Consider the following 19,664-nt stretch of genomic DNA (forward strand, 5'->3'; position numbering starts at 1 on the left):
ACCGGCACGCCGGCTTCGTGTTGCTTGAGAATGGCCAGAATCTGGCGGTCGGAAAATCGAGACTTCTTCATGCTTCACTCCTTCTGCGATCATCTTAAAAGTCTCTACTCAAAACCTCGACTAAAATCTGGGGGGATTACAAATGAAGTCGACTCTTTTAGAGGTTTGAGGGACCTTGTATTCAATCGCCACGCCGGCATCATCAGGAATGCCGGCCCCAAGGAGCGCGTTGTTCATATACATCATCGAGTTTCGCCAAGACTCGATTTCCGATTTACTCGTTGATGCATGTCCGTGGGTACGAAATGCATTCAAGATTTGTTCTTCTATGGCGTTGTCATATACGTCCGCCGTGAACTCAGAACGGAGGGCGTCGTAAATAATCATCCGTTGTCCGGATCGTATTCAGTATATTTCTTGGCGCTACCCCTTACCCGGTCAGCCGGGTATTTCTCCGCGTTAATTTTGAGCTTTTCTTCAACCGCGCTTTCAATATCGACTCCCACAACATCAGCGAGTCGAGCTAGGTAGATCTGAATATCGGCGAGCTCTTGTTCGACCGCGGCCTTTTGATCGTCAGAAAGGTTTTGCGATTGTTTTGGGTCAAGCCATTGGAAGATCTCGAGCAGTTCCGAAGCTTCTACCGTAACGGCCATAGCCAGGTTTTTTGGCGTATGAAACTGCTCCCAATCTCGTTCTCTGGCGAAATGTCGGAGGCTCAACTGTAGGGCGTTAAGATCCAAGCGGTCATCCCTATACTAATCAAAAGAGTGGAGGTTCAAGCACCATGAGGAGTATTGCATGAAATTACCAGACCCAGCGTTCAGCCTCTGCTTGGACAATTGGGTTACTCGATGAGTGTTCAGCTCATCGGTGTCGACTGCGCCGTAAACCCAAAAGACATCGGCATTGCTGTTGGACACTATTTCGACGCGGAAGTGGAAATTTCGCAGCTTATTGTCGGGCGTCCTCGGACAGTCGAAACTATTGCTTCAGTAGTAGATCCAAAAATGCCAACTCTTTTTGCCTTTGACTCTCCCTTGGGGTGGCCTCAGTCGCTTGCAGAAAGATTGGCGGATCACCAAGCAGGGACGGCCGTCGGAGCATGCCCGAATCATCTGTTTCGCCGCACGACGGATCGATTTATTCGTCACCTCGTCGGAAAGCAGCCGCTAGAGGTCGGAGCCGACCGCATCGCCAGAACCGCAGTCGCGAGTTTGAATCTGATAGCCGAACTTGAGGAGGCTCTTGGGAGCAATATCCCGCTGGTGTGGTCGCCTGCGGAGCTTTCATCTCTAGGCTGCATCGAGGTGTACCCAGCGGCAACACTAGAGGCCTGCAAACTGTCTTCTAGAGGATACAAGGGCAAGAAACCAGAGAACTTTGACGCCCGTAGTGTTCTGCTCGAATCATTATCAACACGATTTCAGTCTGATTCAGGATTGCTTGCTGAGGCCAAGGCCACCGATCACGGACTGGATGCAATGGTGTGCTGTCTTGCAGCTGTGCATTTTTTGGAGGGATCCTGCCCCCCGCCTCAAGACCTGGCCGTTGCTAGAAGGGAGGGGTGGATATGGGTGAAGTTACCCGGATCTAACAGTAGATAAGTGATCGGGTCATGCCGCGGGTCATGAAGTGGCTGAAGCGGGGTTCTGCCATCAGATTTGGGTTTCTTTCGGGATAAGCTCGCCTAAAGCGCACGTCAAAGCCATACTTCGTCGCCGATTTTCGATCGTCTGACAGGCGCTAAAAGGGAGCACTGCGCCCCGGAGACTGCGCAAGCTTTTGATAGTCGCCCGGCGTGACGCCGAACGCTTTGCGAAACACCCTCGTGAAATGGCTTTGGTCGGCAAAGCCTGTGATCTGCGAGACCAGCGACAGGTCGTTGCCTTCGTTGATCAGCTCTCGAGCCTTGGCCAGCCTGAGCTGCCGGAAGTAGTTGCCCGGCGTGACGCCGTGGCATGCGTGAAAGTCTCGGATGACCTGATTGCGACTGACCTCGGTCTCGTCGGCCAGTCTCTGAAGATCGATCGGTTGATCGAGATGCTGCTCCATCAGCGCTTCGTACGCGGGCGTTCTTTGCTGCGACCGATCGTTGTCCAGATCCTCCTTCGGTGCCGCGGCTGATACGGCGAAGCGAGCCACGAGCTGGGCGAGCGCCTCGATCGCGCTGGACTGACGATCCAACAGTTCGCCCTGCTGACTGTCCCGGTGGGCAGAGAGGAGCGTTTGCGCCATAGCTGCGTTGGCAATCTTTGGCGCCGCCAGCTTTACGCTGTCCGCCAGGCCGGCCGCAGCGCCGAGTTCGTCCATCAGATCTGCAGAGAGATACCAGGTCTTGTGCGACCAATGACCATCGTCAATGGGCCCGCACCCGTGCAGCTCTCCGGGGTTTGCTACGGCAATCTCCTCGGCTTGAACCGTGATGGTGTCTCCCTGGTGATGAAAGGTTTTCCGACCCGAGTCGAGGACGATGATGGAGTAGGCGTCATGGGCGTGCACCGCGTGTTCGTGAGGTCCGGGTTCCGCGCTGAACAGCGTCAGGCCATCGATTTCGGGGTGTAGCTCAAGCGTTGTTGCCGCGCCCATGTTTGCTCCGATTCTGGTGTGTGACACCGAGCATGAGAGGACGCGGAGCAAACTGCTGTGACGCCAATCACAGTGCAGCAAGCCCTACGGTGATCAACGTCAGTTCGGTGTCTCGAACGAGTCCCGGAACAGGTCGTTCGATGTTGCCCTGACCGACATGTAGGCGTTGTACTCCACCATGAACGTGGCGTCCGTTGCGATGTTGCGCCCACCGATGTAAGTCAGCTGGCCGGTCCCGCTGACGGTACCATCCACGTCGATCATCAGGCTATCTTCCAGGTCAACGCCTTCGCGGCCCATGTACCAGAAGCCGGGGGTGTCGATCAGCGTGATGTTGGAGGCCCGCAGATAAGGAGAGGTATCCAGCACGTCCTTCCACATCGTAAACGCGCCGGGTTCAAAGCCCACAAAGGTCACGTTGTCGACTCGCGGGTTGTCTCCGCCGCGGCGTCCGCCCTGAAAGTGCATGCCGCCACCGAGATGCCGGCGATTCCCGATAATTTGATTCTCACCGCCGATCAGATTGTCGGTCTGCTGGATGGCGACAATGTTCTCGATGTTGGACTGGTGGTTAAAGATCGCCATCGAGCTGTCGGCGATGATTGAGTCTCGAAAGGTGTGGTTGCGGTTCTCCAGCCACGCGCCGGCTAGCGAATTTTTGTAGGCGGTGAACTGCTCGAAAACCACGTTTTTCCCCAGCCCCGCGTAGTGGGTCACCATCAGCCCGCTGGTGCGGGTCTTTGGCCCATAGGTGGGAATGCCGCCGCCGGGCAGCACGCGGTAATGCGAGTGTGCGACGTTGCCCCGAAAAATGTTGGGCGTCTCGTTGTACACAATAAACTGCTGATCCCGATGACCGATTACCTGGGAATCAAAGAAGAACCCAATGCCCTGCGCTCCGCCGGCCGCGTGGTTGTCTTCAATGATGTTGTGATAGCTCCGCATCCAGAACCCTGACGGGCGATGCTCCGCCTGGTCCGACTCGGTGTGGTCGTCGCGCGGAAACGAGAAGTCTTCGTTGGGGCGCCGCTTGTACAGCACCGCCAGGTTTCTGAGGTAAGCGTTGCCCACCTCGGTACCCGTCTCGGACGGCACGTACGCATGCCCCCACACGTCGTACACGACGTTATCGCTCACCAGCACGTTGTTCACCTCGTGAGTGACCACACCGCGCTGGAAACTGTTGTGGATGCTGGTGTCGCGGATGTAGCTGCCGCTGGCGTCTAAGCCAGGTTCTGAAGGGCCGTGCCAGTGAGCCGGATACCGGCCCTGTTTTCGGAGCTGGCCGCCGCGCGTCATCTCAACGCCCGAGATCTGTACCTGGCTAAGAGGCATGAACATGGCGTGGAAGCCAAAGTGATCAGCCTCGGAAGACTCGGGCGCCTGGATCCGAACGTTCCGGGTCAACAGGCCGACCTCAGCACGAACGTCGAGGTCGCGACCGACAATCGTTTTGACATGGCCGAGGTGCGGAAAGGCCAGCGCTGGCGTGAACGACACGGTATTCTCATCGATCGCCGTTATCGTCAGTTTCTCAGCTTCTTCAGCATGGAAACCGCTGGCGGCGATCACAATTTCGTCGCCGATTGACCAGCCTGGCGCATTTGCCAGCGTCAGCTCAGTGTCGCCGGGATTCACGTCGGCCGCGAGCTGTGTCCAGCTCGTCTTGGCCGCGCTGGCGCCGTGCAGTGACAGCGAGCCGCCGCCCATAACTCCGAGCACCCGGTTGCCCATGGCGCCGCTGCCCAGGTCGGGTTCGGTCAGCTCGATCACGGCGTTGGCGGTGAATGGTTGAGCCGAGGTGCCGACCTCCAAAGCGCCGCCGTTGTGAATCATGATGCGCGCCACCTCCAGGCGGAGATCCTGATCGGCAAAAGCCAGCGTTCCCATAATGTCGAGCGAACCCAGCGGCGGTGGCGAGACGTCCAGCGTGATGAGCTGTCCAGCCGGAATCGTAACGTTCTCTCCGGTCCCGGGAACGCCACCTGGCCAGCTGGCCGGATCCGACCAGTTTCCGGCGTTAGCAGCCACCGTAAGAAAGAGCAGGGAAAGCGCTAGAAGCCTCATAGACCATTCCTTATTCGATCGGCAGCCGGGAGCGGTGCCGGAATGGGCTCAACTATCAAAGCAACCTTGAACGGGCGTATAGAACAGAATCAACGTGCGCTAAGCAGACGAACCATGAATTTTCTAATCTGTGACCCACTTCCGAAGAAAAGCGATTTCAGGTCACTGGCATTGGACCGACTCAAAATCATTCTGCACCAGCGCAGACCAGGTGGGGTTGAGTTCTGAAAAGCGGCAGAAGCGCTCCTGGAGCCCTTGCCGATCGCCAACCGCGAGCGAAAATCGAGCCGCGTTCAGCCAAATACGGTCCCAATCCGGAGCGAGCTTAAGGGCTAACTGCACAGATGCTTCGGCCTTTTCCACCTCGCCGCGGGCCCGAAGCCTGCCTGCCTGAAAAACCAGGCTGCGGGCTTTGACGGCGTTGTAGGCGTGACGGAGTTGATGAACGGCGTCACCCGTCGCGAAATCAACCCGCAGATCGATATCCACCGGCCAGCCCTGCGGTGTGGCAACAAGCAGTGCAGCCGACATGACGCCGATCCGTTGGCCTCCTGCCGCAAGCCCTGCCTCAAGCGCGGTAAGCAGGCCCTCACCCAGAGGCCCCCGATGCTGTTCAAAGGTCCGGAGCATCGCTTCCAACACCTCATCTGACGCAAGCCCGTTGCCCTGCACCGAGACGTAGGCTGATTGGCGATGGCCGGCAACCGGGCCAGCACTCTCTCCGGTGAACGCCGCGCTGTCACCTCTGATCGAGACTACCGCCACCTGTCGCTCATCGAGCCCGGCCCCATCGCCGAATTCTTTGCCGGCCTCGAGCGCAAGGTCCAAGGCGCGCTGCGCCGAATCGCCGGCCGAGAGTGAGGTCAGGAGGGCCTCGCGATGCAGCGGATTGGTCTCAAATTGTGAGACGCCGGCACCAACGCCAGCTTTGGCAAACGGCACGCTGTTACCGACGGCGAGGTTGTGTGTGGCAACCGCGACGCCGCAGGATTGAGTTTGCGGGTCGCAGGCCACGATGGAGTACGTTGCTGGCGCCGACGGCGATACAAGGAGCAGCAGCCAGAAAAGCGCTGCGGTTCGGGAGATTTGGATAGGCATTATCAAGCCGATTGCAAGAGTGAACTGTTGCTTAGACGCCGCAGGTGACCAATTTGCTACACGAAACGGAAACAAAAAGGGGTCAGGAAAGCTAAACCAAAGCGCAGCCCCCGACCGGAGGCTGCGCCGTCACTTTCTGCCGTAACTGGGCTCTCAGGCAGACGCCCTAGCTACTCCATGTCGACGACAATCGTGACGCCTTCGGGTACCGCAAAGAGCTCTGAGGGCAGAGGTTCATCGAAGGTATAGGTTGCCTCGAGCGTCATTCCGTCGCCGATGTTGGCCTCGAGCCGTACGGGCTGGTTGGTATCGACGTCAGCCCATAGGGTGACCCGCGTTGCGTCAAGCTCGAGGTGGTAGCCGCGGCAGGGCAGGCCGTCGATGATGCGGGTTTCCTCGAGCGGTTCGGCCCTTCCTTGAAAGTCCCTCAGTTCGGCAAACCAGGCCAGCGACTCATTTCCCACCGCGGCCGCATCAACCGCCGAGTCCCAGCCGGTATCGCCCGCAATGGCGATGCGCATGGCCTGGTTACCCGGCAATAGCGTGGTCATCGTGGCCGACTCCGGATCGACGATGTGGGTAACCGGGCCCGTCTCGATGCGGGCGAAGCCACTCGCTTCCGCCATGACGTCGATTTCCGTGACGATCGCGCCTCCGGTCTCGAACGTCATATGCATGTGGACGGTCTCGAAGTTTCGGAACCACTCCTGGACCGACGCAAACGCCACGCCGTTGCCCGGCACGAGCAGCGGAAAAAGCCCGACGCAAGCGACGAGCGCGAGGGCGGCGCCAGCCCAACGCAGGGGGCCTGACAAACGGGAGGCCGGGCGGGGTGACGGCAGTTGTTCCTGAAATCGTCGCGCCGCCTGGTCAACGGCGGCTTGCGGCGTATCACTTCGCGCAGCGTCGATGCAGGAGTCCAGCAGGTTGTTGGTCATGTCCGTAGTCATTGTGCTTCTCCAGTAGTTTGAGGCGCGGCATCCAGGAGTTGGCTCAGGTCTTCTGACAACCGTTTGCGGAGCCGATGCAGAGCAACGCCGACAGCGTTGGCGTTCATTCCTAGCTCACGACCGATTTCTGCTTGATCAAGGTCCGCAAAACACTGCAGCGAAAACAGCGTGGCGTCGCGTTCAGAAAGCCCCGCGACGGCGGTGCGAAGCGCCTCCGCACGCTGGCGTTGGACCAGCTGTTCGTCGGGTTCTTCGGGCAGCGTTAGATCGACCGGAAGCTGCGACGGATCCCGGCGCCTGCGCAGCTGATCAATCGCCCGGTTCACCGCCATCTTCTTGAGCAATGCCGGCCAGCTTCGAACTTCCGCTGGACGTTTCCTCAAGAGCTTTTCCGCGATGTCCTGGGCAACATCTTCGGCTTCCGCCACGTCGCCAAGCACTCTGGCTGCCGCGCTGATCATCAGGCCCGCATGTGCACTAAGCGCCTCGATTAGCTCCTGCTCATCGACGCGGCTCGGAAAGAAGCGCGCCATCAGGTCCCGCGTTCGGGTGGTCATTTCATTGTCATCCTAAGTGCCGTTCGACAAGGAGACGTGGGTCTGCGGACTTTCTTACACACGCGAGACAAAAGAGAACAAAAAGGGGTCAGGTTCAATTACCAAAGGGAAATTGAACCTGACCCCTTTTCGCCAACAGCGATGCCGTCAGGCGGAGTCGATCTCAAGCATGTAGCGGTTCTGGATGTCGCCGACGCCAAACACTCGCAGCGTGTATTCGCCGCCCTCGCCAGGGGGAACCAGATAATTGACCGATTCGTTATTGGTTGTGGAGTCGCCTCGGGCGACCACAGCGCCAGAGGGGTCGAGCAGCTCAAAGTCGATGTTGCCGCCGGCATGATCAAAAGTTGCCGTAAGAAACACGACCTCATTTTCCTCCGCCGTAAACCGAAAGAAATCGTCATTGCCGCCGCAGCTCACAAAGCTGTCGCGCTCGAAGGGCGTTAGGATGACTGTCGGGGCCGCCAGGGAGTCGTTGGGTTCCCAGCCGTCGTCAAGCGGGCAGAGCTCTTCGAGGCTGTCGGAGAACAGTTTGCTGGTTGCGCCCACCTGGGTAAAAAATACCCGGCCGAAGAACTCGTTCTCGTTGGCGTTGGGTGATTCCAGGATCCGCAGAGTGTCGAAGACGATTGGCGTCCATATTCCGACGAAGTTGTCTACGGACGGGTTCGGCGTTCGAAACGAGAGCGTCCCGACTTCGCGGCCGAGCAAAAACATCACGGCGTCAAAGGTGGAAGGGCTGGATCCGCCGGATGCGTCGTCAAATTCAATACCCAGACCTCGAACCGATTGGCCAATTGCCTGGATAACGAGGTTCTCGGCGTCGTTGATCGCCAATTCGATGTTGTTGTCGCCGGGAAAGTCCGCCGGCCAATTGCTGAAATTGAGCGACGAGGGTGCCACCGCCGAGAGCGTGACACCGCCGCTGACAAAAGGCTCGCCGGGGCTGCTGTTGTTAGGATAGGGGTCGGATACAACAAACCCCGCCGGCGCGCCTTCAAACACCTCCCGACGGGTGATCAGCAGCGGCGCCTCGGCGTCAAACTCATAAGCCCCGATGTCCGGGCCGCCGCCAATTCGTCGGGTGGCGCCGTCCGCGTCCAGTCGGAAGGAGCCATCACCGCTGGCACCCCTATCGATCAGGGACGACTCTTTGCGCAGCCGGAAATTGGCACGAGCAACGTCAACAAAGTGAGGGTCAATCGCCAGCACGCCGTCAGCTGCCGAGCCCTCCAGGCCCACATCCGGCTGACCATTGTTGAAGCTGTTGTTGTCCAGCACCAATAAACTCGAAGCGGCACCCTCCGGGAGGATCCTATATCCGGATTGGCGCGCTTCGGAAACCGTGTTGTTGATGATGGCCAGCGAGACACTCGCGCCGGGATCAATGATAAAAACATCGATGCCGTCACCCGTGCCCTGGATATCGTGCATCGTGTTGTGCTGAAAGTCAGCGTCGACCTCCGCCGCGTCTTCAATGCGGAGCTGGATTCCACTCGCGTTGCCGCAGGAACATCCCGCGACCGAGTAGATCACGTTGCCGTAGGCCCGCAGGTTGTGGGTCCCGGTGCCGATAATTCGGTAGCTCAGGCCGGAGTTGCTCTGTTCCGGCAGGCTGGTGGTGACAACGTTGTCGAAAAAGTCGACAGTCGTTGCATCGCCCTCGCTCTGCACCCGGACGCCTTGCCCGGTGCTCGCAATGTGATTGCGTTCGATGACCGTCGTGGTCGGGACCTCCAGCCGCAAATCCACGGCGCCGGAATTGTTGTTGTCCAGCTGGAACGTCATCCGATTGTTTCTGAGCAGCAGCTCATGGCCCGTGCCAAACCGCACAACGCCGGTTAGCCGGGCGTTGTCGAAAGTCAGATCTTCGACGATGACCCGCTGGTTGTCACCGCTTATGCCCGTTTGCCCCAGACCGCCGAAATCAATACCGCGAGTGGTTTCGCCACCGCCGATCACCGGCGTAAAGCCGGGAGCGGGCCGCAGCCTCAGCGTGCGACCGATGAACAGCTGTTCGTCGATCGGCGTGTTGGTCGCAATGTCGATCGTGTCACCCTCGGCGGCCGCGGAGATGCAGGCCTGGAGCGTTGTGTCGCAGGGGGCCGGTCCTGGGTAAATGAGCTGGGCCGCCTGCACCGATCCGGCTATTGACAAGGCCGCCAGCGCAAACAGCGCTGGAAGGAGGGAGGTGGCGGCCTGCACAAGGAGTTTCTTTCTGCGCCAAATCAAGGGCGCGATAGTCGGCTTGCTCATTCGGTTCCTCGTTGATCCACCTTGTCTCACCCTAGCGGTGATTAGCCTCTTTGACTACAGGGTGAGTGAAGCTGGTGCAGTCGCGGGACGGGAACCCGCCCGAGCTCTGAAGTAATGGGTGAAGCCCTTGATCACAGGTGTTTGGTGATTGCGCGTATCGCTTTGAACGCTAGGTTCTCATACCTGCTTTTGGTCGTGCTCGAGGATCACCGAACTGAATTCGGAGGTTCAGCATCATACGGAGGGGCCATAAGTAGTGTACAATCGTACATACAATTTAGTTAAGTGGAATACGTCTGGGATTTAAAGAAAGCCAAGGCTAACCGGATCAAGCACGGCATTGATTTTGCTGATGCCGTGATTGCGCTTGAGGACGACCTCGCCTTGACGATTCTCGACCCCGATTTTCCAAACGAAGATCGATTTGTTTCCCTTGGTCGGGACGCCTTTGGCAGGCTGTTGGTGACTGCATTTGTATTGCGTGAGAGCACAATCCGAGTGATTTCTTCGCGCAAGGCCTCTCGCGGTGAACGACGTATGTATGAGTCAAGAAGATGAAAAAGGAATACAACTTTTCCCAAGCTCAGCGCGGGCCGGTTTCTACATCTCCCTCTGGCAAGACCAGAGTGACGATTCGTTTAGATGACGATGTAATCGCCTGGTTTAAGGAACAGGTTCACGCGGCTGGCGGCGGCAACTATCAGACGCTGATCAACGCTGCCCTGAGAGAACACGTCAAGCGCAAGGCTGAACCTCTGGAAGATACGCTTCGCCGGGTCCTGCGCGAAGAATTGAGCAACTAACCGTGCTCCGGGACCGCCTCGGGCGCCGCATGTTCCTCGATGCCAAACAGCCGGTGAAACCAGACCTCTATCCCGCGGACGTAGGAAAACACCACGGGTACCACCAGCAGGCTGAGGGCTGTTGACGAGATCAGGCCGCCGATGACCGCAACCGCCATCGGCTGGCGGAAAGTGCCGCTGCCGCCGAGGCTCAACGCCAGCGGCGTCATGCCGGCGACCATCGCCACCGTGGTCATGAGAATCGGGCGGGCCCGTTTGCGGCAAGCGTCGATCAGGGCCTCGATGCGGTGCTTTCCCTCCTCCTGCATGCTCACCACGGCAAAGTCCACCAGCAGGATCGAGTTTTTGGTCACGATGCCCAGCAACATGACCAGGCCGATCAGCGACGGCAGCCCAAGCTCGCTGCCCGAGATCAGCAGCGCGATCATGGCGCCGCCCACCGACAGCGGCACTGCGGACAAAATCGTGATGGGCTGGAACCAGTCTTTAAACAGCAGCACCAGCACGCAATAGACGCACAGCACGCCGGTAGCAAGCGCGAGCAGGAAGCCTGAGAACAGCGCCTGCTGATTTTCAGCATCTCCCGACTGTAGCAGGGCCACCGAATTGGGGCGGCCAGCAATCGACGGCAGCGCCTTGGCGGTAGCCAGCGCCTCACCCAGCGGGTAACCGCCCAGGTCGGCGGTGATGCTCACCTGACGCTGTCGGTCGTAGCGATTAATCTGGGTGGGGCCACTGGAGACAGAGATATCGGCCACGCTCGCCAGCGGCACCAGGCCGTTTCTGCCCGGAACCCGCAGGGCGGAGATGGCGTCGAGGTCAGCCCGCACTTTGTCGGGCATTATCACCCGGATGTCGATCTGGCGCTGGTCGAGGTTGAGCTTGGCCAGCGCTGAGTCGAAGTCACCGCTGAGCGCTACCCGCAGCGTTGCGCCGATGGCCTGGGTGGTCACCCCGCGCTCCGCGGCGCGCTGCGGGTTGGGGCGGATCACAATTTCCGGCCGCTCGAGGCTGGCGGTTGAGGTCACGCCGGTCAGGTAGGGCACGTTGCGCAGCTCGCGCTCCGCGGCCTTGGCGGTGGCTTTGAGCGCTCGTGTGTCGCTGCTGGCGAGGATGAGCTCCAGCCGGCGGCCGGGGCCGCCGCCGGTGACCGAAAACCGTCCGCCAGGCACTTCTTTCAGCCGGTCCCGGATATCCCACTCAATATCCTGCTGGTGTCGTCGCTGGCTGCGTTCGGCCAGCACTACCGATAGCGTCGCCTGGCGCACCTCGCCGGCGTTACTTTTGTCCGGATCGCCGACCGTGGTGAAGATGGTGACCACGCCCGGCGTGTCTTTGATAGCGCGGCGGGCTGACTCGGCGATCTCCTGTGTTGACTCGAGGCTTGACCCCGGCGGCGACTCGATCGTGACGGTGGTGGTGCCGGAGTCGGTGGCGGGGATAAATCCGGTCGGAATCAGCGGTACTAGAACTACCGCCAGCGCAAAGAAGCCGAGACCGGCGATTACCGTGGTCTTGCGGTGGTGCAGGCACCAGGCCACCAGGCGCAAGTAGCCGGCCAGTAGCGGGCCATCGCGCTGGTCGTGCTCTTTCGTTGGCTTTCGCACCATCCAGATGGCCATCACCGGCGTGATGACTCTGGCCACCAGCAGCGACACGACTACCGCAAACACCACCGTCCAGCCAAACTGCTTAAACACTAGACCGGGTACACCGTCCATAAACGCTGTCGGCAGAAACACCACCACCAGCGTCGCGGTGGTCGCGACCACCGCCAGCGCAATCTCTTTCACGGCATCAACGGTAGCCTGCCGCACCGACTTTCCCTGACGCAGGTGTCGGGCGATGTTTTCCACTTCCACGATCGCGTCGTCAACCAGGATGCCAACCACGACCGAGAGCGCCAGCAGCGTGATGAAGTTGAGCGTGTAGCCAACCCAGGACATGAACGCGAACGCCGGAATGATCGATAGCGGCAGCGCCACGGCCCCGATCAGCGTTGCCCGCCAGTCGCGCAGAAACAGCCAGATCACCAGCACCGCCAGCAGGGCGCCTTCGTACAGCACGCGCATCGAGCCGTTGAAGTCGCGCTTGGTGGTAGTCACGGTCGTGGCGACCAGCTGAAACTGGATGTCCGGATAGGCCTCACCGACCTTCTCCAGCACGTCGGCCACCCGCTGGGCCGTGGTGATCTCGTCGAATCCTTTGGTTCGCAGCACCTGAAAGCCGAGTGCTGGCTGGCCGTCCAGCAGCGCTGCCTGGGTGCGGTCGGCGTGCGTGTCCGCGACGTTTGCCACCTGGTCGAGACGGATGAAGCGCCCGTCCCCGAGCGCAATCGGCAGCGCGGCGAGCTCGTCTGCGGTTTGCACCGTGGCGATCGTCCGCACACCCTGCTCGCGACCCCCGATGGTCCCCCGACCTCCCGAGGCTTCAGCCTGGACCGTGCGCAACGCGCGGGAAACATCCAGTGCCGTTACGTTGAGTGATGCCATCCGCGTTGGGTCCACCACCACATGCACCTCTCGCTGCACGCCGCCCAGGCGCTGGAACTCTCCGACGCCAGGTATACCTAGAATCGGCTTGGCGAGCGCGTCGTCGACAAACCACGACAGCGCCTCTTCGTCGCGTTGGTCGCTATAAACGCCGTAGCTGAGCAGCGCGCCACCGGGCCCTATCTGCACTTTGCTAATCTGAGGCTCCTCCAGATCGGCCGGAAGATCGGAGCGAATACGGTCCACCGCGTCTTTCACGTCGGCCAGCGCCTGCGTGAGCTCTGTATCCAGCTCAAAATCCACCCGCATCGTGACGTTGCCGTCCGTGATGGTCGTCTGGATGTGCTTCAGTCCGGTGAGCGTCGCCATGGAGTCTTCCACCGGGCGCGCCACTTCGGTCTCCAGCTGGGCCGGGGCCGCACCCGGCAGCTGCAGCTTCAGGTTGATTCGCGGCAGATCCAGGTCGGGAAAGCTCTGAACGGACAGCGTGTTGAATCCCACCAGCCCCGCCAGTGTCGCGAGCCCAAACAGCAGAATCGACGGGATCGGATTGCGGATGGACCAGGTGGCGAGATCCATCGTCAGGAGTCGCCGCTCTCGCGGGCAGCGTCAGGGTCGTTGACCACTTTCACCAGATCACCGTTGTTGAGGAAACCCGCACCTTTCAGCACCAGCTTGTCGCCGGCCGAGACGCCGGACAGAATCTCGATCAGGTCGCCTTCGCGTCGGCCGGTATCGACCACCAGCTCGTCCACGACGCTGCCGCTTAAGCGAAACAGCAGCGATCGGCCGTCCCGGATCACGATGCTTGCCGCCGGCACTACCACCGCTGGGGCGTTCCCCAGCTCCAGCCGGCCGCTCGCGAACATGCCGGCGCGCGCGTTGCTGTCCGGTTCGATGTCAACGTAGGCCAGGCCGAGCCGCGTCTGGTTGTCCAGCGAGGCCGCCCGCTGACGTACGTTGCCTGTTGTGGTGGTCCCATCGGGCAGCGTCAGTTTCGCGGTCATGCCTGGACGAACAGCAGCAAACTGTGAGGGGTTCAGCTCGGCCCGCCATTCCAGACGACCCTGCCGGATCATGCGAAAGAGTTCACTGCCCGGCTGCGGCACCTGGCCGAGCGTGGCCGAGCGTGAGGTGATGACCCCGTCATCCGGCGCTATCACCTGCGTGTCTTCCAGCCGAATCTGGAGCGACTTCAGCGAGGCCTCGGCCGCCGCAACCTGGGCGATTGTCGTGTCGGCCGTGGTAACCGCCTGCAGAATGTCCTGTTCGCTGATCGCGCTGGATTTACCCAGCGCCAGCACCCGATCTTTATTGACCTGGGCCTGTTTGCGCATCGCCTTGGCCTCAGCGAGGTTGGCCTCCGCCTGGTTGATATCTGCTTCCACGGTGCGGGCGTCAAAGCTAGCCAGCATCTGGCCTTGGACAACCGTATCACCGACGTCCGCGCTGATCTCCACCAGCGTCAGTCCCGAGACGCGCGCGCCGACCACCGCCTCCTGCCAGGGCGCAATGGCGCCCTGCGCCACCACCACCTGCGGCCAGATCTCGCTGCTGGCGCTGACGGCGGACACCACAGCTACCGGAATCGGCTCTAAAAGCGGATCCTCGGCATCGCTAGCGCCATTTGGCGCTCGAACGAAGAACGTAAGCCCTGCGAGCACTGCAATGCCCAGCAGGGGATAGAGCACTTTCTTCATTGTTAACTTAGCGGACTTTGGGTCCGCGCTGCTCCCTGGTGTCGGTTAGCGCGAAACGGATTAGAAGTCCCATAGTGGACGTCCAATCTACACGGTTCTGTGAACATCCTAATTATCGCCCACTTCGCCCAGAAGTTTCGGGATTGGAGCGGCTTTTTGAGCACATTTCCCACCGCTTCCCGCGTTGAAATGAGCCGGTATCGCGATGCGCAAATTGACACAAAATTCGTGTTACACGAAGATCGTGTAATGAAAAACATCACAATCACCCTCCCTGAAGAGGTCGCCCGCTGGGCGAGAGTATGGGCCGCGAGGCAAAACGGCAGTGTCTCAAAACTCGTCGGAGAGCTACTGACGGAACGCATGAACCAGGAAACCGCCTACCAGGCCTGCATGAATCGCTACTTGAACAAGAGGCCAAAGCCATTAAAGCCGGCTGATGCCCCGCTGCCCGATCGGGCCTCCAGGCATCAACGTTGACCTGGTTTGTTGATACCAATCTGCTGGTCTATGCAAGGGATTCCAGTGAACCCTCCAAACATGGGCGAGCCAGAGATTGGCTAAGCTTCCTGTGGACCACGCAGGGTGGTCGTTTGAGCGTTCAGGTGCTGCAGGAGTATTACGTGACCGTCACTGCAAAGCTCAATCCGGGGCTCAGCCAAAAAGAGGCTCGTGACGACGTAGCGCTCTTTCTTGCCTGGCGTCCTCTGGGCGTCGATAGCGCGCTGCTGGAGGCGGGTTGGCGAGAACAAGATGACTTTGGGTTTTCCTGGTGGGACAGTCTCATTGTGGCAGCCGCACGGCAGCAGGGGTGTAAGGCGCTACTCACAGAAGATTTGCAGCATGGCCAGGATCTGGGTGGACTGCTCGTCGTCGATCCGTTTCGTCGGGAGCCGGAGGAGCTTTAGACGACTCCTAAGCAGTCGTGGATGGCTGATGGGAAAACGTTCGCGATCAGCATACCGCTTCGTCGACGGCTTACGCCGGCCAGGTGCCGGCAAACTGAGCGCGTTCGCCGGTTTGAACGCTGACGCTGTGCGTCCAGACGAAGCCAAGTGCCGCCAGTATAGGGGAATTACGAGATACCATGTCCCTATGCTGCCTGGTGTTCCCTAACCGCTAACTTAGGGCGCAAGCTGCGGAAAATAGTCTCGCAATTTCCGCGGCGTTTAGGTCACTCCACCAAATCGGACTTGTTCCATCGTAGGCTCGATTACTGTCCTAGCTGGCGGCTGTGTTCGGCAAAATGCTGCGCCCGATCAGTGTCACCCTGCGCCGCGTAAAGAGCTGACAGTTCGTCGAATATGTAGTGCCGTTGCGCGTTGCCGGACAACGCCTCGTCCGCCAACCGTTGCTGTATCTCGAGGGCTCTTTCAACCTGACCCAACACGCGCAGGGTTCGAGCAACGTGCCAGCTTGCGTCGCGGATCTGGTTTTCCGGCGCTTGGTCGAGTATCCGAAGCGCCAGTGCGCGCTGAAACTCGGCCAGCGCATCATCGTAGCGGCCTGCCTCAAACAGCGTCTCGCCGAGGTTGCTGCGAAGCGACGGTTCCCAGCGCTGGGCAGCCGGCTGCGTGGAGCGTGTCGCGAGCAGGATCGCCTGCTGATTCCAACGGATTTGTGCCTCTAGTTCCGTCTCCGCAAACGGCATCATATGCAGAGCATCGACGGCTAACCCATCCAATCCGGCCTGTTTTGCGAGAGTCATCGCTTGTCGAAAGGCCTCCAGCGCGAGTGCGCGAGTCTCAGGCGTTTGTGCCCCGTCGGAGTGCTGATGAGATGCGTATGAGCGACCCAGCTCCAACCAATAATAGGTCCGAGCTTCTGGACCCGCTGTCGGGAGCACCTTCTCTATGGCCTCCAGCTCTTGGCGGGCCTGATCGAACTGACGTCGGAAAATATGGACGCGGGCGAGTTGAGTGCGAATGATCATCGCCTCATCGCCGCTAACGGCGGCGAGGGCAGCCTGCATCCGCGCCTCGCTAGCGTTCAGGTCACCCCGCTGCCATAGATCTGCAACCGTCAGTTCAGCAGCGCTGCTTGCGTGAGCGAACCAAAAAACCAATCCAGCAATAGCCGACTTCCATTGCATCGTTCGGTGTCCTCCTGGCTTTTATCCAGCCTAAGGGTCACCGCACCATAGTCAAGTGCGAACAAGGACGTAGCCCTCGCGTATTTCGTTTTGGCCGATTACCCTTTCCGTGATGACGATGACGCAATACCAGGTTGACGCATTTGCTTCCCGGCCGTTTGAGGGGAACCCAGCGGCGGTTTGTCCGCTCAAGAGCTGGCTGGATGACAGTCTGCTCCAGGCGATCGCCGAAGAAAACAACCTGTCAGAAACGGCCTTTTTTGTGCCTGACGGCGAAAGTTTCCACCTGCGCTGGTTTACACCCCGTAGCGAGGTGGATCTTTGCGGCCACGCGACGCTGGCCACAGCACATGTTCTGTTCGAAGAGCTGGGTTACCGTGAGCCAAGCATCAACTTCAACACTCGCAGCGGCCGGCTGACGGTCGAACGGCGCGATGGTGCGCTCGTCATGGACTTTCCCGCCCAGCCGCCTGAACCCTGTGAAGCGTCAGAGGTGCTGATCGAAGGCCTAGGCGTGAAGCCGGTTGCGGCCCTGGCGGCGGACGACTACATCGTGGTGGTCGAGAGTGAGGCGGCGGTCAGGTCGGTGAAACCCAATCACGCGCTGCTGAGCGAGATAGACCGGCGAGGTGCCATCGTCACCGCGGCGGGGAACGGCGTCGATTTTGTCAGCCGGTTTTTTGCCCCGGCGCTCGGCGTGCCGGAGGACCCGGTTACGGGATCAGCCCACTGCGAGCTGGCGCCTTACTGGGCCGATCAACTGGGCAAAAACCACATGACCGCCAGGCAGCTGTCGGCCAGGGGCGGCGAGCTGACCTGTGAGCTGCGCGGAGACCGTGTTGTGCTGACCGGCCAGGCCGTCACCGTGATGCGAACCGACTGGCTGATCGATCTCTAGCGGACCTCTTTTCTGGTCTGCTGTTTTGTCCAAGCCCGTCTAACACCCAGCTACCCGCCCTCAAGGAGTCCATCAATGATCACTGTTCATCATCTGGAAAACTCACGCTCTCAGCGAATCCTTTGGCTGCTCGAAGAGCTCGGCGTGGACTACGAGATTCAGCGCTACGAGCGAGACAAAAAGACTAGCCTGGCTCCCCAGGCGTTGTTCGACGTCCACCCGCTGGGTAAGTCGCCGGTGATCACCGACGATGACGTCACGGTGGCCGAAACGGGTGCCATCTTTGAATACATCATGGATCAATACGCTGACGGGCGGCTTCGCCCGGGAGACGACGCTGCCGCAAAGCGAGCCTACACCTATTGGCTGCACTACGCAGAGGGCACCATCATGCCGCTGATGGTGATGTCACTGATCTTCAACAAAATCGAAACCGCTCCTATGCCGTTCTTCGTCAAGCCAATCGCGAAGGGTATTGTCCGGGAGGTGAACAAGAGCTATCTCGGACCGAACCTGGACCGCAATCTCGATTTCATCGAGGTGTCGTTGTCGCAGTCCACGTGGTTTACCGGCGAGGGGATGACGGCGGTCGACATTCTTATGAGCTTTCCCATCGAGGCGGCGGCCGCACGGGGCGGGCTGCTGGACGATCGTCCGAAAATGAAGGCGTTTCTCACGCGAATCGGGACACTACCAGCGTACCGGCGCGCGCTGGAGCGGGGCGGCGACTACCTTTACGCGGCCATCTGAGGCTGTGATCCGCATCTGTTAGGTGAGTTAAATCGATCACAGCGACTACCCGGATGTGGTTCGCCTAGCGGGCTTCGTCCTGCAGACGAACGGGCCCCGGACCCTGTGTGGCCAATTCGTCCTCGGGGTTGTAGATCGGGCAGCTTTCCAGCGACAGACAGCCGCAGCCGATGCAGCCGGTCAGACTGTCTCTGAGCTTTTCCAGCCGCGTAATGCGGTCGTTCAGCTTATTGCGCCATCGTTCGGACATCCGCGACCACGATTTCTTGCCCGGAGCCCGGTAACGCGGCAGCGGCGCGAATACCGCGGCGATTTCCTCGAGTGATATGCCTAGCTTTTGCGCCGTTTTGATCACCGACACACGACGGATCACGTCGCTGCCGTAGCGCCGATGGTTGCCCGCATTGCGGCTGCCGTGAATCAGCCCTTTGGCTTCATAAAAATGCAGTGCCGAGATGGCCACGCCCGTGCGACGCGCCACGGCTCCGACGCTATAGGTTTGTGATTTCATGTCTTGACCTCAACTTAACTTGAGGTTTTAGCATGCTGACGCACTGGCTGGCAAAGCCGTTAGCGGAATCTACGATGACAACAAAGGCGAGCTTCGGGCCACCGACGGGCCCCGTCCTACAACGCATGCTCGAGAAAAAGCAGCGATTGCTTCGAGCGCTGAAGCGAGGGTTTTCCGATCCGGACTTTCGGCGGCGACTTCACCAGCTTGCTGCCGGCGTGATGAGAAACAAGTAGGCGGTTGAGCAGCTGTAAAACCAAAAAACCCCGGAGCGCTGCCCCGGGGTTTTCGTTTCACCTTGCAGTACGGCTGCGCTACGCCTTTTCGGTCGGCTCCATTTTCCAAAGCACGTTCTCACTGCACTCGGAAATGCCGTCAAACAGCATCTGCATTTCTTCGCCGCCTTCCGCGTCGAGGGTTTCCTGGACTTTGGCCCAGGCGGTCAGGCTCGGGTAGGAGTCGACAAACAGAAAAATCTGGCTGTTGCCCACTACCGCTGTGCCGATCGAGCTGCTTACCTCGACGCCCGATTTGTCGGTGACCCAGGACAGCCACTTGGCGTTTGCCGCCTGGACGTCTTTCACCGTTTTCCCTTTCTCGGTTTTGCAGGTGTACGACTCGACGTAAGTGTCCGCGGTCGCCATACCGCTGATCGCCAGTGCCCCAATACCGACTAACGCTGCCATGTTCGTTCGAAGATTGTTCATCGTTGTTCTCCCTGTTCTTGTTAATGGCCAGCGGTTTGAGTGTAGCTCGCATGTGTGGTCGCCAGAAGGAAAAGCGGCGGGAGTAGTGATTTCGGACCCAAGGCCTTAGAAACCTCGGTCTTTTTGACCGAAAACAGCGATCTTCGCTTGTTCCGGACGCGGTGCCGGCAGGAATACATGCTGAATCCGATCCG

21 protein-coding genes are annotated in these 19,664 nt (G+C 59.7%); 8 read left to right on the plus strand and 13 right to left on the minus strand.

What is annotated here, in order from left to right:
- Nucleotides 1-120: 120 nt before the first annotated feature.
- Both AAF358_23240 and AAF358_23245 read right to left on the minus strand, forming a co-directional pair.
- On the minus strand, nucleotides 121-387 hold the full coding sequence (locus AAF358_23240; GenBank protein ID MEM7708489.1) for a hypothetical protein: 267 nt from the start codon (nucleotides 385-387) through the stop codon (nucleotides 121-123).
- Nucleotides 384-743 (minus strand): nucleotide pyrophosphohydrolase, encoded by a 360-nt coding sequence (locus AAF358_23245; protein ID MEM7708490.1) that lies wholly within the window; start codon nucleotides 741-743, stop codon nucleotides 384-386. The genes AAF358_23240 and AAF358_23245 overlap by 4 nt, the downstream gene beginning before the upstream one ends.
- Before the next feature lie 111 nt (nucleotides 744-854).
- On the opposite strand from AAF358_23245, the gene AAF358_23250 reads away from it, so the two are divergent.
- The gene (locus AAF358_23250; protein MEM7708491.1) at nucleotides 855-1,607 is read left to right on the plus strand and encodes a DUF429 domain-containing protein; all 753 of its coding nucleotides are present in this window, start codon (nucleotides 855-857) and stop codon (nucleotides 1,605-1,607) included.
- A 139-nt stretch (nucleotides 1,608-1,746) separates the two neighbouring features.
- Here AAF358_23250 and AAF358_23255 read toward each other — a convergent pair whose 3' ends face one another.
- From AAF358_23255 to AAF358_23280, 6 genes are all read right to left on the minus strand, one after another.
- Nucleotides 1,747-2,589, minus strand: coding sequence for an AraC family transcriptional regulator (locus AAF358_23255; protein ID MEM7708492.1), 843 nt, complete (start codon nucleotides 2,587-2,589; stop codon nucleotides 1,747-1,749).
- Nucleotides 2,590-2,688: 99 nt separating this feature from the next.
- Nucleotides 2,689-4,656, minus strand: coding sequence for a G8 domain-containing protein (locus AAF358_23260; GenBank protein MEM7708493.1), 1,968 nt, complete (start codon nucleotides 4,654-4,656; stop codon nucleotides 2,689-2,691).
- A gap of 162 nt (nucleotides 4,657-4,818) precedes the next feature.
- Nucleotides 4,819-5,754 carry a DUF1028 domain-containing protein gene (locus tag AAF358_23265; protein ID MEM7708494.1) on the minus strand — a complete coding sequence of 312 codons (936 nt, stop codon included), beginning with the start codon at nucleotides 5,752-5,754 and terminating at the stop codon, nucleotides 4,819-4,821.
- A gap of 170 nt (nucleotides 5,755-5,924) precedes the next feature.
- Nucleotides 5,925-6,704: a hypothetical protein gene (locus tag AAF358_23270; protein MEM7708495.1), complete on the minus strand. Its 780-nt coding sequence runs from the start codon at nucleotides 6,702-6,704 to the stop codon at nucleotides 5,925-5,927.
- Nucleotides 6,701-7,261, minus strand: coding sequence for a sigma-70 family RNA polymerase sigma factor (locus AAF358_23275; GenBank protein MEM7708496.1), 561 nt, complete (start codon nucleotides 7,259-7,261; stop codon nucleotides 6,701-6,703). The genes AAF358_23270 and AAF358_23275 overlap by 4 nt, the downstream gene beginning before the upstream one ends.
- A gap of 147 nt (nucleotides 7,262-7,408) precedes the next feature.
- Nucleotides 7,409-9,517, minus strand: a complete 2,109-nt coding sequence (locus AAF358_23280; protein ID MEM7708497.1) for a choice-of-anchor Q domain-containing protein — start codon at nucleotides 9,515-9,517, stop codon at nucleotides 7,409-7,411.
- Nucleotides 9,518-9,802: 285 nt separating this feature from the next.
- On the opposite strand from AAF358_23280, the gene AAF358_23285 reads away from it, so the two are divergent.
- On the plus strand, nucleotides 9,803-10,075 hold the full coding sequence (locus tag AAF358_23285) for a BrnT family toxin (protein MEM7708498.1): 273 nt from the start codon (nucleotides 9,803-9,805) through the stop codon (nucleotides 10,073-10,075).
- Nucleotides 10,072-10,320, plus strand: a complete 249-nt coding sequence (locus AAF358_23290) for a BrnA antitoxin family protein (GenBank protein ID MEM7708499.1) — start codon at nucleotides 10,072-10,074, stop codon at nucleotides 10,318-10,320. The genes AAF358_23285 and AAF358_23290 overlap by 4 nt, the downstream gene beginning before the upstream one ends.
- Here AAF358_23290 and AAF358_23295 read toward each other — a convergent pair.
- Both AAF358_23295 and AAF358_23300 read right to left on the minus strand, forming a co-directional pair.
- Entirely contained in the window at nucleotides 10,317-13,391 is a 3,075-nt protein-coding gene (locus tag AAF358_23295; GenBank protein ID MEM7708500.1) for an efflux RND transporter permease subunit, read from the minus strand. The two genes, AAF358_23290 and AAF358_23295, sit on opposite strands and share 4 nt — an antisense overlap.
- 2 nt (nucleotides 13,392-13,393) lie before the next feature.
- Nucleotides 13,394-14,512 (minus strand): efflux RND transporter periplasmic adaptor subunit, encoded by a 1,119-nt coding sequence (locus AAF358_23300; protein ID MEM7708501.1) that lies wholly within the window; start codon nucleotides 14,510-14,512, stop codon nucleotides 13,394-13,396.
- 156 nt (nucleotides 14,513-14,668) lie between these two features.
- On the opposite strand from AAF358_23300, the gene AAF358_23305 reads away from it, so the two are divergent.
- The gene (locus AAF358_23305; protein ID MEM7708502.1) at nucleotides 14,669-14,992 is read left to right on the plus strand and encodes a hypothetical protein; all 324 of its coding nucleotides are present in this window, start codon (nucleotides 14,669-14,671) and stop codon (nucleotides 14,990-14,992) included.
- Complete coding sequence (locus tag AAF358_23310; GenBank protein ID MEM7708503.1) at nucleotides 14,989-15,420, plus strand: PIN domain-containing protein; 432 nt, start codon at nucleotides 14,989-14,991, stop codon at nucleotides 15,418-15,420. Before AAF358_23305 ends, AAF358_23310 begins: the two co-directional genes overlap by 4 nt.
- A 305-nt stretch (nucleotides 15,421-15,725) precedes the next feature.
- Here the strand turns inward: AAF358_23310 and AAF358_23315 are convergent, their stop codons facing one another.
- Nucleotides 15,726-16,604, minus strand: coding sequence for a tetratricopeptide repeat protein (locus AAF358_23315; GenBank protein ID MEM7708504.1), 879 nt, complete (start codon nucleotides 16,602-16,604; stop codon nucleotides 15,726-15,728).
- Nucleotides 16,605-16,716: 112 nt separating this feature from the next.
- Here AAF358_23315 and AAF358_23320 point away from each other — a divergent pair, with 112 nt between their 5' ends.
- Both AAF358_23320 and AAF358_23325 read left to right on the plus strand, forming a co-directional pair.
- The gene (locus AAF358_23320) at nucleotides 16,717-17,502 is read left to right on the plus strand and encodes a PhzF family phenazine biosynthesis protein (GenBank protein MEM7708505.1); all 786 of its coding nucleotides are present in this window, start codon (nucleotides 16,717-16,719) and stop codon (nucleotides 17,500-17,502) included.
- Nucleotides 17,503-17,577: 75 nt separating this feature from the next.
- Nucleotides 17,578-18,252, plus strand: coding sequence for a glutathione S-transferase (locus AAF358_23325; GenBank protein MEM7708506.1), 675 nt, complete (start codon nucleotides 17,578-17,580; stop codon nucleotides 18,250-18,252).
- A 64-nt stretch (nucleotides 18,253-18,316) separates the two neighbouring features.
- Here the strand turns inward: AAF358_23325 and soxR are convergent, their stop codons facing one another.
- Nucleotides 18,317-18,763, minus strand: a complete 447-nt coding sequence (gene soxR, locus AAF358_23330) for a redox-sensitive transcriptional activator SoxR (protein ID MEM7708507.1) — start codon at nucleotides 18,761-18,763, stop codon at nucleotides 18,317-18,319.
- A 74-nt stretch (nucleotides 18,764-18,837) separates the two neighbouring features.
- Here soxR and AAF358_23335 point away from each other — a divergent pair, with 74 nt between their 5' ends.
- Nucleotides 18,838-18,999, plus strand: a complete 162-nt coding sequence (locus tag AAF358_23335; GenBank protein ID MEM7708508.1) for a hypothetical protein — start codon at nucleotides 18,838-18,840, stop codon at nucleotides 18,997-18,999.
- A 78-nt stretch (nucleotides 19,000-19,077) separates the two neighbouring features.
- Here AAF358_23335 and AAF358_23340 read toward each other — a convergent pair whose 3' ends face one another.
- On the minus strand, nucleotides 19,078-19,470 hold the full coding sequence (locus AAF358_23340) for a hypothetical protein (protein MEM7708509.1): 393 nt from the start codon (nucleotides 19,468-19,470) through the stop codon (nucleotides 19,078-19,080).
- Between the last annotated feature and the right edge of the window lie 194 nt (nucleotides 19,471-19,664).

It is taken from the genome of Pseudomonadota bacterium, from assembly GCA_039033415.1.
Classification (GTDB): Bacteria; Pseudomonadota; Gammaproteobacteria; order Xanthomonadales; family SZUA-38; genus JANQOZ01.

Bases quoted from the DNA above. Each gene is read 5' to 3' on its own strand.
- AAF358_23295 (MEM7708500.1), bottom strand. From the start codon at position 13,391: ATGGATCTCGCCACCTGGTCCATCCGCAATCCGATCCCGTCGATTCTG.
- AAF358_23280 (MEM7708497.1), bottom strand. From the start codon at position 9,517: ATGAGCAAGCCGACTATCGCGCCCTTGATTTGGCGCAGAAAGAAACTC.
- AAF358_23315 (MEM7708504.1), bottom strand. From the start codon at position 16,604: ATGCAATGGAAGTCGGCTATTGCTGGATTGGTTTTTTGGTTCGCTCAC.
- AAF358_23300 (MEM7708501.1), bottom strand. From the start codon at position 14,512: ATGAAGAAAGTGCTCTATCCCCTGCTGGGCATTGCAGTGCTCGCAGGG.
- AAF358_23335 (MEM7708508.1), top strand. From the start codon at position 18,838: ATGACAACAAAGGCGAGCTTCGGGCCACCGACGGGCCCCGTCCTACAA.
- AAF358_23265 (MEM7708494.1), bottom strand. From the start codon at position 5,754: ATGCCTATCCAAATCTCCCGAACCGCAGCGCTTTTCTGGCTGCTGCTC.
- AAF358_23255 (MEM7708492.1), bottom strand. From the start codon at position 2,589: ATGGGCGCGGCAACAACGCTTGAGCTACACCCCGAAATCGATGGCCTG.
- AAF358_23290 (MEM7708499.1), top strand. From the start codon at position 10,072: ATGAAAAAGGAATACAACTTTTCCCAAGCTCAGCGCGGGCCGGTTTCT.
- AAF358_23260 (MEM7708493.1), bottom strand. From the start codon at position 4,656: ATGAGGCTTCTAGCGCTTTCCCTGCTCTTTCTTACGGTGGCTGCTAAC.
- AAF358_23340 (MEM7708509.1), bottom strand. From the start codon at position 19,470: ATGAACAATCTTCGAACGAACATGGCAGCGTTAGTCGGTATTGGGGCA.
- AAF358_23320 (MEM7708505.1), top strand. From the start codon at position 16,717: ATGACGATGACGCAATACCAGGTTGACGCATTTGCTTCCCGGCCGTTT.
- AAF358_23240 (MEM7708489.1), bottom strand. From the start codon at position 387: ATGATTATTTACGACGCCCTCCGTTCTGAGTTCACGGCGGACGTATAT.
- AAF358_23325 (MEM7708506.1), top strand. From the start codon at position 17,578: ATGATCACTGTTCATCATCTGGAAAACTCACGCTCTCAGCGAATCCTT.
- AAF358_23275 (MEM7708496.1), bottom strand. From the start codon at position 7,261: ATGACCACCCGAACGCGGGACCTGATGGCGCGCTTCTTTCCGAGCCGC.
- soxR (MEM7708507.1), bottom strand. From the start codon at position 18,763: ATGAAATCACAAACCTATAGCGTCGGAGCCGTGGCGCGTCGCACGGGC.
- AAF358_23250 (MEM7708491.1), top strand. From the start codon at position 855: ATGAGTGTTCAGCTCATCGGTGTCGACTGCGCCGTAAACCCAAAAGAC.
- AAF358_23270 (MEM7708495.1), bottom strand. From the start codon at position 6,704: ATGACTACGGACATGACCAACAACCTGCTGGACTCCTGCATCGACGCT.